Source organism: Bacillus sp. B15-48 (assembly GCF_016879755.1).
In the GTDB taxonomy this organism is placed as follows: domain Bacteria; phylum Bacillota; class Bacilli; order Bacillales; family Cytobacillaceae; genus Mesobacillus_B.
Window position 1 is genome coordinate 43,540 of the sequence record NZ_WOFU01000014.1, and the last position, 13,769, is coordinate 57,308.

13 protein-coding genes and 6 pseudogenes are annotated in these 13,769 nt (G+C 37.5%); 15 read left to right on the top strand and 4 right to left on the bottom strand.

All coding sequences use genetic code 11. From position 1 onward, the window contains the following. Positions 1–14: 14 nt before the first annotated feature. The 5 genes and pseudogenes from GNT69_RS23120 to GNT69_RS26345 all read left to right on the top strand — a co-directional run. The gene (locus tag GNT69_RS23120; protein WP_203557355.1) at positions 15–485 is read left to right on the top strand and encodes a carbonic anhydrase; all 471 of its coding nucleotides are present in this window, start codon (positions 15–17) and stop codon (positions 483–485) included. Positions 486–821: 336 nt separating this feature from the next. Continuing rightward, positions 822–1,845 (top strand): annotated as a pseudogene (locus GNT69_RS26340) (phosphorothioated DNA-binding restriction endonuclease). A gap of 75 nt (positions 1,846–1,920) precedes the next feature. Then, the gene (locus GNT69_RS23135) at positions 1,921–2,166 is read left to right on the top strand and encodes a DUF6361 family protein (protein ID WP_203557357.1); all 246 of its coding nucleotides are present in this window, start codon (positions 1,921–1,923) and stop codon (positions 2,164–2,166) included. 118 nt (positions 2,167–2,284) lie between these two features. Then, positions 2,285–3,235 (top strand): alpha/beta fold hydrolase, encoded by a 951-nt coding sequence (locus tag GNT69_RS23140; protein ID WP_343206551.1) that lies wholly within the window; start codon positions 2,285–2,287, stop codon positions 3,233–3,235. A 292-nt stretch (positions 3,236–3,527) separates the two neighbouring features. After that, positions 3,528–3,623 (top strand): annotated as a pseudogene (locus GNT69_RS26345) (hypothetical protein); the annotation flags it as partial. Between the two features lie 234 nt (positions 3,624–3,857). Here GNT69_RS26345 and gloB read toward each other — a convergent pair. Then, positions 3,858–4,559, bottom strand: a complete 702-nt coding sequence (gloB, locus tag GNT69_RS23145; RefSeq protein WP_203557358.1) for a hydroxyacylglutathione hydrolase — start codon at positions 4,557–4,559, stop codon at positions 3,858–3,860. Between the two features lie 31 nt (positions 4,560–4,590). Here gloB and GNT69_RS26350 point away from each other — a divergent pair, with 31 nt between their 5' ends. Next, entirely contained in the window at positions 4,591–4,854 is a 264-nt protein-coding gene (locus tag GNT69_RS26350; protein WP_481747703.1) for a phospholipase D-like domain-containing protein, read from the top strand. A 45-nt stretch (positions 4,855–4,899) separates the two neighbouring features. On the opposite strand, the pseudogene GNT69_RS23155 reads toward GNT69_RS26350, so the two are convergent. Then, a pseudogene (locus GNT69_RS23155) lies at positions 4,900–5,340 on the bottom strand (RNA-guided endonuclease TnpB family protein); the annotation flags it as partial. A gap of 224 nt (positions 5,341–5,564) precedes the next feature. Here GNT69_RS23155 and GNT69_RS23160 point away from each other — a divergent pair. The 6 genes and pseudogenes from GNT69_RS23160 to GNT69_RS23180 all read left to right on the top strand — a co-directional run bounded on the left by GNT69_RS23160 (position 5,565) and on the right by GNT69_RS23180 (position 8,699). Beyond that, positions 5,565–5,771, top strand: coding sequence for a hypothetical protein (locus GNT69_RS23160; protein WP_203557360.1), 207 nt, complete (start codon positions 5,565–5,567; stop codon positions 5,769–5,771). A gap of 2 nt (positions 5,772–5,773) precedes the next feature. Then, positions 5,774–6,520 carry a type II toxin-antitoxin system VapC family toxin gene (locus tag GNT69_RS25760; protein WP_239094429.1) on the top strand — a complete coding sequence of 249 codons (747 nt, stop codon included), beginning with the start codon at positions 5,774–5,776 and terminating at the stop codon, positions 6,518–6,520. 228 nt (positions 6,521–6,748) lie between these two features. Then, positions 6,749–6,904, top strand: coding sequence for a metallophosphoesterase family protein (locus GNT69_RS23170; protein WP_203557361.1), 156 nt, complete (start codon positions 6,749–6,751; stop codon positions 6,902–6,904). 253 nt (positions 6,905–7,157) lie between these two features. Then, the gene (locus tag GNT69_RS23175; protein WP_203557362.1) at positions 7,158–7,610 is read left to right on the top strand and encodes a DinB family protein; all 453 of its coding nucleotides are present in this window, start codon (positions 7,158–7,160) and stop codon (positions 7,608–7,610) included. A 434-nt stretch (positions 7,611–8,044) separates the two neighbouring features. Further along, positions 8,045–8,176, top strand: a pseudogene (locus GNT69_RS25765) (group II intron reverse transcriptase/maturase); the annotation flags it as partial. A 58-nt stretch (positions 8,177–8,234) separates the two neighbouring features. Beyond that, the gene (locus GNT69_RS23180) at positions 8,235–8,699 is read left to right on the top strand and encodes a DUF2691 family protein (protein ID WP_203557363.1); all 465 of its coding nucleotides are present in this window, start codon (positions 8,235–8,237) and stop codon (positions 8,697–8,699) included. Positions 8,700–8,905: 206 nt separating this feature from the next. Here GNT69_RS23180 and GNT69_RS23185 read toward each other — a convergent pair. Next, a pseudogene (locus tag GNT69_RS23185) lies at positions 8,906–9,908 on the bottom strand (LLM class flavin-dependent oxidoreductase). 502 nt (positions 9,909–10,410) lie between these two features. On the opposite strand from GNT69_RS23185, the gene GNT69_RS23190 reads away from it, so the two are divergent. The 3 genes from GNT69_RS23190 (at position 10,411) to GNT69_RS23200 (ending at position 13,203) form a co-directional block, all read left to right on the top strand. After that, positions 10,411–10,716, top strand: coding sequence for a UPF0175 family protein (locus tag GNT69_RS23190; protein WP_239094435.1), 306 nt, complete (start codon positions 10,411–10,413; stop codon positions 10,714–10,716). Continuing rightward, positions 10,700–11,194, top strand: coding sequence for a PIN domain-containing protein (locus tag GNT69_RS23195; RefSeq protein ID WP_203557365.1), 495 nt, complete (start codon positions 10,700–10,702; stop codon positions 11,192–11,194). The genes GNT69_RS23190 and GNT69_RS23195 overlap by 17 nt, the downstream gene beginning before the upstream one ends. A 737-nt stretch (positions 11,195–11,931) precedes the next feature. Beyond that, entirely contained in the window at positions 11,932–13,203 is a 1,272-nt protein-coding gene (locus GNT69_RS23200) for a RidA family protein (protein WP_203557366.1), read from the top strand. Between the two features lie 362 nt (positions 13,204–13,565). On the opposite strand, the pseudogene GNT69_RS26355 reads toward GNT69_RS23200, so the two are convergent. Then, a pseudogene (locus tag GNT69_RS26355) lies at positions 13,566–13,769 on the bottom strand (transposase); the annotation flags it as partial.

Below are 13,769 nucleotides of genomic sequence, written 5' to 3' on the forward strand. Positions count from 1 at the left end.
GAGGAGGAAGTCTTATGACGAAAAAAGCTTTGATCCTAACAGGAATAAATAATAAATTACATCCGTTATTTTCTAACATTACGAATAGAAAAGCAGAAGAGTTAATGGTTTTGAATAGTTATGAGACAGAGATTTCACAACCGTACGGCTGTTTGATCCGAAATATGATTAGGGCTGTTTATTTCGAAAATGTAGAAGAAATTTATATTATTGATGAAAGAAGCACCGAAAGACAATTGGTACAGCGCGATGAGCTACTGGCAAAGTTTAAGGAAATGGGAGTTGCCGAAGGAGTGATAGATACGATTGAATATATTGATGTTGTCGGTAATGATGTATTTAATTGGTTAATAGGGTCTACTGATGAAAAGATCAGAATAAAAAAGAATATCAACTTAATTCATCAGCATCCATTTATGCCGAAATCGGTATCCGTTTATGGCTTTATTGCGAATGCAGAAACCGGTGAATATGAAGCAGTGTGAAAAGAGGGCAAAAATATTTGTCCTCTTTTTCATGCCTAAATCGTGTCAACTTCGATGAAACTCCTCCGTAAAATAACTCCATATAACCCCAAAAAAAAGCTGAACTGCAAGCTTTATTCATAAAACATATCCCCGCTTTTGGAAGACATTTCAGAAGATTAGAATTCATCGAGACTGTGCTTAATATTGTAAGGATAAATAAGCATAAATGTATTACCTAGGTGGCCTTTTTGCAAAAATATCCTTGTAAAGAAAAATAGATGGTATAATTTACCTAGGTCTATTTTAATTATAGTATTTACTCGGTACTGTAAATTACAAATGTGGTGAATAAATATGGATGTTCATGAATTAAAAGAAAAAATCAATAACTTAACGATATGGAAAAAGCGAGATGAACGCGCTCCTCATAAACCGCTATTGATTTTGTTTGCGTTAGGTCAGTTACAAGCGAAAAATTTGAGATTATTACCGTATGAGATTGTAAGAGTGAAATTAACTACTTTACTTATAGAATGTGGTCCGACTAGAAAAAACTATCGCCCTGCAGAACCATTTGTCCGTTTAATAAGGGATGGAATATGGGAACTGGATTCAAATGTTAACTACAAAGCTCTAAATAATAAGGAATTATTTACTCATAACGTGGCTGGTGGATTTACTCTAGAAGTTTATCGCAGGTTAACCGGCTGTAAGACCCCCACTTCAAGAATTCGAAAGTAATAAAAATTGTAATTGTGGGATCAACAGCCAGTAAACGCCCGATTGGTTCAACTAACAATCAGTGGGGGATGAGAACCCCCCCTCTGATTGAAGTTTCACTGATAAGCTGCTATCCTCAAATCCTTATTTAATAAATGAGATTGCACAATTCATTTTAGACCAACATTTTCCTGAAACTTTTCATGAAGATATTCTAGAGGCAGTAGGTCTCGATTTAACAGTAACTAAACGTAAAGCGCGTGATCCATTATTTAGGGATAAAATTTTAAGAGCATATGTATATAGTTGTGCGATTTGTGGATTTAATGTTCGCTTAGGCCATTCCTTAGTAGGAATAGAGGCTGCCCATATTAAATGGCATCAAGCAGGTGGTCCGGATATTGAAGAAAATGGAGTCGCTCTTTGTGCACTGCACCATAAGCTTTTTAATAGAGGAGTTTTTACTTTATCGAACGAAAGAAAAATGATTGTATCCCAGGAAGCGCATGGGACACATGGCTTAAATGAGTGGTTACTAAAATTCCATGGACAAATTATTAGAAAACCGATAGAGGATATATACTATCCTAATGATTCTTATTTAAATTGGCATGTGCGTGAAGTATTTAAAGGACCGGAAAGGTATTTGGCTAACTAAACTATGACAAGAAAGGGAAAAAATTACTGGTTTGCAATTCGGCTGGATTGATTTTTCAAAAGAACAACGAAAAAAATGTTAAGTGTGATTAGTCTTCTTTCTGAACCAGGGGCAATCGATAAGTTGGGAATTGGGATTGTCCGTGATGCGTTTGCGAATGTCTTCTTTCCAGGAACATTTACGCTCCAAACTAGGGCAAAGTACTTTCTTTTAATTCCCTACCTTTTTACCGAGCTTGAACGTGACAAGGGATTAAAGCCAGAAACAATGTTGTCTAGATTTCATAACCGTGAACTAGATTGTATTGATATTTTGAAGTAGGGTGGAAAATGAGGGATTATTGGGGGAACAGCTTGGAGAAATCTGCGACGGTAACTGTTTATTGTTCGATTATATAATAGATATTATAGATAAATTCCTTTATTTTGGGGGTAAGCATGTGAGATTGTTTACACGGTTAGCTATAATCGTTTCGATTATTATTGGGATTTTTACATTTATCATATTTGCCAGCTATATTAACCATCAAATACAACTTTCAAAAGAAGATAAACAATTTAACCCTTTTGGACAACTTGTTGAAGTAAATGGCCATCAAATGCATGTTTATATAGAAGGGAATGGAGAAGAAACACTTGTTTTTATGTCAGGTGGTGGTACAAGCTCACCTGTTTTAGATTTTAAATCACTCTATTCTTTATTAAGCGACAAATACAAAATTGTTGTCGTTGAAAAGGCAGGTTATGGATTTAGTGAGGTTACGGATTCTAAACGGGAAATTGATACAATCCTATTTGAAACAAGGAATGCTCTTTTACAAGCAGAAGTTGAAGGACCATATATTTTATTCCCTCATTCGATGTCAGGCATTGAAGCATTGTATTGGGCTCAGAGTTATCCGAATGAAGTAAAAGCAATCGTCGGTTTGGATATGGCCGTTCCAATTGCATATGAAAATATGGATATAAATATGCCCCTTATACGATTAGGTCAATTTGCCGCAAATACTGGCTTAATAAGGTGGATTCCGAATGTAACAGAAAGCGATGCAATAAAATATGGAAATTTGACAGATGAAGAGAAAGCGTTATATAAAGTGATTTTTTTCCGCAGAACATCAACTAAAAATATGATCTATGAAGTTAATCATATTAAAGAAAATGCAAGAAAGGTTGCAAAAAACGAGCTTCCAAATATTCCTATTCTGTTGTTTTCATCAAATGGTCAGGGAACAGGATGGGATAAACAAACGTGGGTAGTATTTCAAAAGGATTTTGTCAATGACCAAAGGAACAGTAAACTAATTGAATTAGACAGCTCTCACTATATCCATAATATTAAATTTAAACGAATAGCTGATGAGTCAGAAAACTTTATACAAAGTTTATAATATCTCCGTTGAGCTTTACATTTTTCTAGCTCTTAGTGTGCTAAAGGGAAGTTGACTACATTCTGGTTGAGCTAAATCACTAAATGAATGTATTCTGTTATTTCATTCAGATGTTATAATTAAAATAACGAATTAGCAGAGAGGGATGATTCCCATTGGCAATGGTGGAATCAAAAGCAAAAGTTGGAATTAACCCTGAGTTTTTGTCCTTTTTAAAAGGGCTAGAGCGCGGGCCATGGGGTCAGTCCCCCGCCGTAGTTAAGCGTTAAATCGGTGGGGGACTGACCTCATTTTACGGATCTTAGAGGATGGAAGCTATCAGACGGTCGAAGTGCAGCCGGTGGATATGTTTCCACATGTGGAGTCTGTGGCGCAGATCATTTTAAATGAAAAAATGAGGCAAGAAAGCTTAAACTTCTTGCCTCTATGCAATATTAGGGGGCGCAAACCGATAGTGAATGATTGGTGTGTCGTCTGCTTTTACTTCGATTCGATTTCTTCCAGGAAGGTGCTGTAACTTTTTTGAAATTCTTGTCTTTTCCATTTTCGCTATTTATCATTAGGCAAAAAGCAACCCAGTAATTGTTTTGAACTCTGTTTCTACACTCCGACTCGAATCCCGCTAGAAGTCATCACGGGCGTTGCGCAATTCGATAAAGTTCTCCAATGTTTCTCCTTGCAGAAAGAGGTTAATTTCTTTCTCCCTGCCAATCGTTGTCGGGAGTGTTGGCTGTCCGTTTGCACGCAATTCCCGGACTTCTTCCAATGCTTTGGAAATTTTTTTATTATCCGGCCGCATGTCGTATGCAAAACGTAAATTAATTTCGGTATACTCGTGACCGGGATAAACATTTATATTATCATCCAAGCGCTTAAATTTCTGCAAGGTTTCATATTGAGCTTCGTAATCGCCGGTAAAAACCCGACCGCATCCTGCTGAAAACAAGGCATCCCCGCAAAAGAGAGCATCTCCCATTAAAAAACTGATATGGCCATGCGTATGACCTCTCGTTTCGGAGACATGAAAAGTTTGGCCCAACAAGTTAAAGGAGTCCCCTTCCTCTACAACACGGTTCGCCAAGGCCTCTGTTTCTTTCGGTCCATAAACAGGACTTTCCGGATGTCTCGCTACAATCTCCCGTACCCCGCCGGTATGATCTTCATGCTTATGTGTTAAAAGAATGGCCGCCAAATGAAGCTGCTTTTCTTCGAGGTAATCAAGGACAACTTTCGCTTTTCCCGGATCAACGACAACTGCTTCTGTTTCTTCTTGAATGCACCATATGTAATTATCAGAATAGGCTTTGATTGGATGAATAATCACCTTACGATTCCTCCCTCTTTTCATATATCTGATGATTTGCGGTTTGGAGACTAGTTTTCCACTTTTGCTGACAAGTTTTAGTTCCCTCACTATCATAACATGGAGATTGGATGATAATGAAGTATGTACAGGTTCATTTAATTTTACAGTGCGAGCTATGAATCGAAATTGGGAGAATATAATATGTTCAAATAATAGGGATATGTTAAATAGTTTTATTAATGAATTTCTCCAAATGTGGAATACTGCTAATCATTTACAAGATGAACTTAATATTGAACACTCTCATGGCTAAAGCCACGAGATTCCTAAGTACAGAAACCTATTGGCTTCTAATTGATTAGGCGAACCCCACAGTTCCTGCGGTTAGAAGTCTTATAGCTTCATTCTTCAGATTTAATCCTGCGTTAATATCCCTTTGGTGAGTGCTGCCACAATTGGGGCAACTCCATTCACGCAATGCGAGATTTTTAACGTCTTTATTTTGATATCCACAAATTGAGCAAAGCTGGCTAGAGGGAAAATTCTTCGCAACTGTTACAACTTGTTTTCCGTACCATTTTGCTTTGTACTCAAGCATTGATTTGAATTTTGACCACGATGCTTCACTAATTGCCTTTGCTAGGTTGTGATTTTTGAGCATATTACTTACTGACAAATCTTCTATTCCGATTATGTCGTGGTTCTAGACAATCTTAGTAGAGGTTTTATCTAAGTAATCTTTTCGTGCATTAGCAATTTTTTCATGGATATGAGCTACTTTGAGTCTAGCTTTATACCAGATTGTCCCATCCGAAGAATAGCAAAATCTATTAATCCAGATACATTGGGTCAGTCCCTCACTCAACTAATACGTTAATTGGGTGGGGGACCCCATAGCATCGGAGTTAATTCCCAAAAGATAAAAATAATTTGTGGAAAAATAGGGGAATATTAAAAGCAGTTCTATTTCCAGTTCGGAGAGAATAAATATTCTGAAAATAAATGTTTCGAGGTGATTTCGATATGGACAAGACTTCCAGGGATAGATATAATGGAATTAAAAACAAGTTTGGAGTGATAGATATGTCAACTGTTCAAACGCTCCCTAAGATTGTTCAAGAAAGTCAAGCAAATACTAAAAAACCTCAATCCATTTCAGAATTAAGAAAAATGCTTGCAATAAAAACTGCACCTGGACATTCTCTTGTTCAATTATATAGAAGAGGCTAATAATGTCAGAAAAAATAATAAGATTAGAAGATCTTGACGCTGTCTCTTTCGAACAAGCATTTATTTACGTTGATGCTTGTTTTTTATTGGCTTTCTTAGATGCAAATGGTGACGAGGAAGGAGAATTAGTAGAACGAGTATTAACGAAAATGCAAAAAGATAGAATTGAACATTTATTAATTAGTAATCATGTTTTCTCGGAAGTCGTACAACACCTTTTCATTGGTCATATTTATAACGTTATTCACACAGCATTTCGCAAATTCGTACTGAAAGATGAGCTTTCGCCACATGATCAAGCTATATTAGGTGACGAATCTGTTGCAATGAAATTAGTGAACTTAGTGGATCAACGTGAATTGGCAAAATTTCGCCAATCAAGAGAAGTTTTTATCCCTGTAAAAGAACTTATTAAGAGATATAAAGAATCTTATCAGGACCGTGGTTCTCTCAGTATTTATTACGATTATGTGTTGCAAATTTTTAACAATTTATTCAGTAGCTTAGATGAGTTCTTCGGTATTAGAGCTAAACATGTATCATCCGATGAGGAAACTTTTTATAAAGCACAAGAATTTATGCAAGAATTTCAATTAGAGGTGAAGGATGCTCTCCATCTGTCTGTAGCGAAACAACATGGGGCGAATTACTTTGCTACTTTAGATTCTGATTTTGCACATAAATTTTATTCCCAAGAGAATTTAGAAAATACCTCAATCCTACATATATCTAAAAGATTCATTGTTTAAAATAAGTCCAAATAACATACAAAAGCTAGCTTGTTTGAATAGCTAGCTTTTATATGTTATTTAAAGTGAACCAAAGGCACTCAGAGTGAAAATGAAAACGGTTGGTTTAGTAGCATCGGAATATTATATCGAACTCACCCCATGTCTAAAAACATCTATACCCTGCATGGTCTTTCTCATTCGGTTAACACTAAGCAGAGCAGAAAGTTTTAAAAGGAGTGTTCGTCATTGAAAATTGTCGTCACATCAGATACGCATATTCCTGGTAGAAGGAAAGAGCTGCCGGAACCACTTTTGAAAGACTGTAGGACGGCTGACTTGATCATCCATGCAGGTGATTGGGTGTCATTCAAGGTGTATAAGCAGCTATCGTTTCTTTTTTAATCTAGCATATACTGAGAATTTTTTTGTTTTTTTGTCTTTTATCCATTTTTAGTGGACTATTTAAATTCCTTGATATCGAGCCTCAGCAGGCATGACTTTTATTCCAGCTTATTAAAAACAATGCTTGCCTTGCCAAAGTAAGCTCATGCCCGCCACTCCAAATCAAGCTTCTCTATCTCATGAGCTATTTTTTTGACTCTTTTGATAATTCGAATTATATTTTATGTTAGTTACTATGTTAGGAGGGAAAGATATGGTCAATCTTATTAAACAGCAGTTTGCTAGAACAAGAGAAGGAATCATGAAAGCGCTAGAGGATGTTTCCCCGGAGACGGCTAAGGTGATTCCAGATGGTTTCAATAACCATATTCAGTGGCAAGTAGGACATATCCTAACTACAGGAGAACTATATTTATTCCCAGGAAAAGGGACGCTACCTGCTGAATATGCCACTTTTTTTGACACTGGATCAAAACCGCGGGAATGGACAGAAGGAGTTCCATCATTAGAAACTCTTTTTGCTGAATTAAAAGAGCAGCTTGTCCGCATTCAGGATATTCCTGATGAAGCCTTTGCCGAAAAATTGTCAAACCCACTGGGATTGGAGACTTTTGGAGAAATTGCCGCCATGATGGCGGAACATGAAGCGACGCACTTAGGTCAAATTCAGTCACTCAAACGAGTGGTTCAAGCTAGGGATGTCTAACCTTCACATATGGAAGGAGCAATTTGTGTCATTAGATAGCCTATCCTCCCTAGGTAGTGTTAAAAATTCAATGGAAACTCAATAGCTGTGTTGCATCATTTCGGATATGGTTATTGGCGGTGGAATAACTGCAGGAACTTTCCTCAAGAAATAGCCAGAAATGCCAGTAGGTCTAGCCTCTTTTTTCAAAGCTAGAGTTTTGACTTTGTGTGAGGGTACCCATATTCATTTGTTTGCGAAGTACATAAACAGTCAGCTTTAATGAAGTTGGCTGTTTTTTGGTGCGCCCGGCATGGGTGTAATCTCTAGGGTGAGAGTTCCCAACCATGAAGGAAGAAGTAGTGGTTAGCTTAGCGCAAGGGTGTCCGTGGTGACTCGGAATCTGAAGGAAGCAGGCGGCAAACTTCCGGTCCGAGGAACACGAACATACAAGGCTAGTTAGGAAGGCAAAGGGATATATAAAAGTTGAATATAGATGGGTGGCAGACATAGATTTAGAAAAGTTCTTTTATAAGGTGAACCATGATAGACTCATGAGTACATTAGCGAAAAGAATCAACGATAAACTTTTCCAACAGTTTCGGATTATGACTTGAGTTCAGTAATTTCGGGGAGTGGTGTTTTATGAAACGAGGAATCAGTTTTGAACTGCCAAATGAATATGGGACTTTTCTTGGTGACGTACTAAAGCCAATTGATATTACTGCTTTCAGTTGGCGAATCGGTAGTGGAGAGTCATATAAGATAATGAATAATGAATTAAGTGAAGACCTTTTCCCCGAAGATAAAAAGGTGATGGAAGGAATTGCACTCAAAGAATTGTTAGAAAACAATAGCTATTATATTATTTTTGCTGATTTGCAGGCATATCCAAAAGGGAAGATTGCCGAAATCAACACTTATGAAGAATTTACGAAAAGTGATTGTGAACTTGTTTTGTTAGTGGTGGACAGTTGTTATGCGACCATCTACTGTAAGGATAAAGACAAACTTGAACTCCTTTACAAAAACGCACGAGATTGTAGATTTGAAGATGTTGAATATATTACTAATGAAAACGATACAAGAACAAGGCTGTCCGTTTGGTAGAAATAAAGTAAGACCTTCATAACTTGAAGGTCTTCAAATTCTTAAAAATCAAGGAAAAGCATGGGGACGTATCTTGTGCTTCCAAAAGGAGCACAAGGTCCGTCCCCTTGTTATTCCATGTTATTCCGGAAGCGTAGGGTACGTCCCTATGCTTCCCCTATGCTTCCCTTATTCCAGTTTAGTTTATCCTCCCATTTTTTGTTCATTTATGCGTTTCGAATGATATCCGCTACGATTTCGTAGGATTGTAAGCGAGCTTGATGGTCAAAAATTTGGCTGTTTATAATGATTTCATCTGTTTGTGTTTCTTCCACAAATTTTTCGAGTTTTGTTTTGACGGTCTCGCGGCTGCCAATGATGGAGCCTGCTAATTTTTGCTGTAAAATTGTTTTTTCATAAGCGCTGCATAGGGCATCGATATCATCAACTGGAGGTTGAAGCGGGACTTGCTTATTACGAATAAGTCCAAGATGATGTTGCAGCATGGAGGTTGATCGTTTTTCTGCTTCTTCATCCGTATAGGCAGCAATAATATTGGTACCAATCATGACATACGGCTCTTGCAAGATAGGCGATGGTTTAAACCGATTTCGATATAAGGTAAGAGAGCGGGCAATGTATTTTCTGGTGAAAAATGATTCGCAAAGGCAAAAGGGAGACCAAGTTCTGCAGCTAATTGAGCACTATAGCCACTTGAGCCAAGAAGCCAAGTCGGTATTTGAAGACCTCTGCCAGGGATGGCATTCACTTCTCTGGTCACAGGGCTAAAATAAGCTCTTAGTTCTGCCACTTGTTCAGGAAAATCATGTCCATCACTTCTAACGTTACGACGTAAAGCTGATGCCGTAGGCTGGTCCGTTCCTGGAGCACGGCCAAGACCTAAGTCGGTTCGACCAGGAAATAGCGTTTCTAATGTTCCGAATTGTTCGGCTACTACGAGTGGAGCATGATTAGGCAGCATAATTCCCCCTGAACCCACTCGAATTTTTGATGTATTCGTAGCGATATGGCCAATTAAAATAGAAGTCGCAGAGCTTGCAATTCCCGGCTTATTGTGATGCTCAGCTAACCAATATCTTTTATAACCCCAATTCTCTGCATGTTGAGCTAAATCGGCCAAATGTTTAAAAGAAGTGTTGCGTCACTTCCTTCATTAATAGGAACCAAGTCCAGAATTGAATACTCAACATCTTTTAGTGTTTTGTTCATTCCTTTTTCAACTTCTTTCTATAATAGTAGATGAATATGAATATCTTATCAGTTATTTTGGAATATTTAAAATAATAAGGTTGAAGATAAATGAAGAAACAAAGGGACGGTTTGAAAGGGGAAGCATGGGGACGTACCTTGTGCTTCTTTTTAATATTAATTATTGTTTAGTGGGTTGATGATTTTTTATGATGTGGGAAACAAATAGGAAGTTCCTGGAAATCTAGCGGAGGTTGCAGCTAAAAGTATATGCCAAGTTTGATAGGTAACCATTAAAATCTGATGTAAAGTAACGGTGCGGCCAACGATGAAATTTCTTTGGAAGCGTAGGGTCCCTATGCTTCCAAAGAATGGAATTTGCATTTTTCTAGCTCTTAGTGTGCTAAAGGGAAGTTGACTACATTCTGGTTGAGCTAAATCACTAAATGAATGTATCTTGTTATTTCATTCAGATGTTATAATTAAAATAACGAATTTGCAGAGAGGGATGATCCCATTGGCAATGGAGGAATCAAAAGCAAAAGTTGGAATTAACCCTGAGTTTTTGCCTTTTTTAAAAGGAAAAAATGTGGAATCAATTGATGAAGATGTTAATTTATCATTAGCTATGTATTTATTTACTGCAAGAAAACTGACACTTGCACGAGCAGCTGAGCTTTGTGGAAAAAGCTTATCAGATTTTATTGAAATCTTAATTGACCATAATATTCATTGGGCTGAATATACAGATGAACATAAAAAGCAAGACGATGAAACAATTGAATTTATCCTAAAAGAAGATGGAAAAGAAGATGAAAGCAATATGTAATACTAGTCCGATTATTGGTTTATCTATTATTGGTCGTCTTGAATTACTATGGGAACTGTTTGATATTTATATACCAGAAGAAGTATATAATGAAATTGTGAATGAGGGCAGTGAACAAGCAATAGGGAAACAGGAGTTAAGAAATGCTGTTGCTAAAGGGCTTGTTAAAATCCATAAAGTACAAGATCAAGATTTTGTAGCAAAATCTTATGGACGCTTGCATAAAGGTGAGCTAGAGGTTATCGTCGGTGCGAAGGAAATCGATGCTAGTATTGTTATTATTGATGAAAAGTCAGCTAGAAACTTTGCTGAAGCATTGATGCTGAAACCATTAGGTCTTCTCGGTATTTTGAAACTTGCAAAACAAAAAGAAATGATAAATGAAATTAAACCATTGATAGAATTGCTAGTTTCGAAAAAATTTCGGATATCTAAAAGCATAATAAACCAGTTACTTAAAGAAGTTGGTGAGAAATAAATACTCACTACACAATACTGTCCTACCTATATATTATTAACTAAATAACTAGATAAATGGGGTCAGCACATAATGGCACTTTTCTTATTTGCCATTATGCGCTGACCCCGATATTTCTTTTGGAAGCATGGGGACGTACCTTGTGCTTCTTTTTAATATTAATTATTGTTTAGTGGGTTGATGATTGAAACAAATAGGAAGTTCCTGGGAATCTAGCGGAGGTTGCAGCTTAAAGTATATGCCAAGTTTGATAGGTAACCATGATGATCTGCTGTAAAGTAACGGTGAGGCCAACGATAAAATTTCCTTGGAAGCATAGGGTAATCCCTATGCTTACCGCGTCCCTATGCTTACCAACAAACTAAATCCCCCAAGTTTTTATGTCACTAATTCTAAATCTGTCTATATTCATTTTAAACAACAATGGTAAAAAGGTTTGTCAATTATTTCCTGAATGACATGTAGTCAACACGAAGAATGCCTGCTATAATTGCCCCATAGTAACCACTCGAGGGGTTACTAACTGAAGTTTCGCAGCAGAAATCAGGCAATAAAGCCTTGATATAACTAGGCTGCGAGTTAAACCAAAATATCACTTGCTCAAAAACGAAGTCTGTGTCTAGTAAGAATTGTTTTTTCAACTACGTGAAGAACACCATCGGTTGAGCCCATGGTTTAGACCGGTTTTTTCGGGGCGAAACTTGAGTGGAAAATATATCTAAAAGGGGAATACTATCATGAGCGACTATAACGCAGTATTAGCAAGAAATACGGAAAATGCTCCAAACGATATCGGTCCATATTCACAAACTGTAGCTTTTTCTCATTACAATAATCTTTCAGCTCAATTACCTATCGAACCCCAAACTGGTAAATTGGTAGCTGGTGGTATAAAAGAGCAGGCTGACCAGTGCTTTAAAAATATCAAGGCAATTGTAGACAGCATCGATCATGTGATGAGCGATATTGTTAGAATCACTGTATTCGTTAAGAATATCAAGGATATGGACGCTATAGACGAAGTTTATAAAACATTCTTCCCAACCTATGTTCCTACACGGACGGTAGTCGCAGTTGCAGCTTTACCTATGGATGCTTTAGTACAAATTGAAGCACTTGTTTCAAACGGTGAAGGTACAATTCCAAACGCACCACAAGCAGGCGACCTCATTAAGCTTACAAATAACACGGCAAATGCACCAACAAGTTGTTTATCTACACAAACTGTGTCTTTCTCTCATTACAATAATCTTTCAGCTCAATTACCTATCGATCCAAAAACGGGTAGATTGGTAGCTGGCGGTGTAAAAGAGCAGGCTGGACAGTGCTTAAAAAATATCAAGGCAATTTTAGAAAGTATCGACGTTCCTTTTGACGATATTGTTAAAATTTCTATCTTCCTTAAAAACCTCTCGGATATTGAAGCCGTAGACGAAGTTTATTCAACATTTTTCCCAGATTCGGCTATCGCCAGGGCCGCAGCCTATGTTCCTGCACGGACAACAGTTGAAGCTTCAGCTTTACCTATGGATGCTTTGGTACAAATTGAAGCAGTGGTGTCACACGGCGATGGTACACCTCCACAAGCTGTTGAAGACAGGCATGGAATCGTTATATGGGCAAACAACACTGAAAATGCACCCAAGAGTTCTCTATCTACACAAACTGTAGCGTTCTCTCATTACAATCACCTTTCAGCTCAATTACCTTTGGATCCAAAAACTGGTGAAATGGTAGCTGGTGGTGTAAAAGAGCAGGCTGGACAGTGCTTAAAAAATATCAAGGCAATTGTAGAAAGTATCGACCACGTTATGGACGATGTGGTTAAAGTAAATATCTACCTTAAAAATATCGCTGATATTGAAGCGGTAGACGAAATTTACACAACATTCTTCCCAGGCGGTGTTCCTGCACGAAGAACAGTTGGCGTATCAGCTTTACCAAAAGATGCTTTAGTCCAAATCGATGCAATTGTTTCAAACGCTGAAGGAACACCTCCGAAAGCATAACAGGAATTTCAAAGGGAAGCATGGAGGAAGCGTGGGGACGTACCCCATATCCATCAAGTTAACTTGAAAGTAAAGGGAAATGGGCTAATATTTTTGGGCTTAACCTGAAAATAGGCATACTCAAATAAGCCTTATCATTCAATTTTTTTAAACGTAATAGGATTAAGCTGATCCCTTGGTAGCCATCCCGATTGTCCTTTCATAGGAAACTTTCATTATATCAAATACAGTCAGCTTCTTTTTCCTATGACTTTTTTTTCCATTTTTCTCTATCTGGGAATAGATCCTGTATAGAATATCTAGGATGGAAGTCGTACTGAAGATTATCGCTTCAAACAGCGTTGGAATAAACTCCATGATGATTGAAATGGACTTGTATTCACTCGTTTCTCTTTTCTTTTTTCTCAGTAGATACTCCCTTGCTTGAAAGGCGATTGTGGAACTAATCAAAAGGGATATCAATGTTCCGTATAAATGGCATTCAAATCGTTCCATCTTCATCTTTTTCACTTTGTGGATCTGGAACAGGGACTTCCATGTCTTGAACAGGATCTCAATCTGCCAGC

Excerpts from the sequence above, each read along its gene's own strand:
- GNT69_RS23135 (WP_203557357.1), top strand. The coding sequence starts at position 1,921 with ATGTTAAGTGTGATTAGTCTTCTTTCTGAACCAGGGGCAATCGATAAG.
- GNT69_RS23190 (WP_239094435.1), top strand. The coding sequence starts at position 10,411 with ATGGAGGAATCAAAAGCAAAAGTTGGAATTAACCCTGAGTTTTTGCCT.
- GNT69_RS25760 (WP_239094429.1), top strand. The coding sequence starts at position 5,774 with ATGTCAGAAAAAATAATAAGATTAGAAGATCTTGACGCTGTCTCTTTC.
- GNT69_RS23195 (WP_203557365.1), top strand. The coding sequence starts at position 10,700 with ATGAAAGCAATATGTAATACTAGTCCGATTATTGGTTTATCTATTATT.
- GNT69_RS23175 (WP_203557362.1), top strand. The coding sequence starts at position 7,158 with ATGGTCAATCTTATTAAACAGCAGTTTGCTAGAACAAGAGAAGGAATC.
- GNT69_RS23180 (WP_203557363.1), top strand. The coding sequence starts at position 8,235 with ATGAAACGAGGAATCAGTTTTGAACTGCCAAATGAATATGGGACTTTT.
- GNT69_RS26350 (WP_481747703.1), top strand. The coding sequence starts at position 4,591 with ATGATTTGCGGTTTGGAGACTAGTTTTCCACTTTTGCTGACAAGTTTT.
- GNT69_RS23120 (WP_203557355.1), top strand. The coding sequence starts at position 15 with ATGACGAAAAAAGCTTTGATCCTAACAGGAATAAATAATAAATTACAT.
- GNT69_RS23160 (WP_203557360.1), top strand. The coding sequence starts at position 5,565 with ATGGACAAGACTTCCAGGGATAGATATAATGGAATTAAAAACAAGTTT.
- GNT69_RS23200 (WP_203557366.1), top strand. The coding sequence starts at position 11,932 with ATGAGCGACTATAACGCAGTATTAGCAAGAAATACGGAAAATGCTCCA.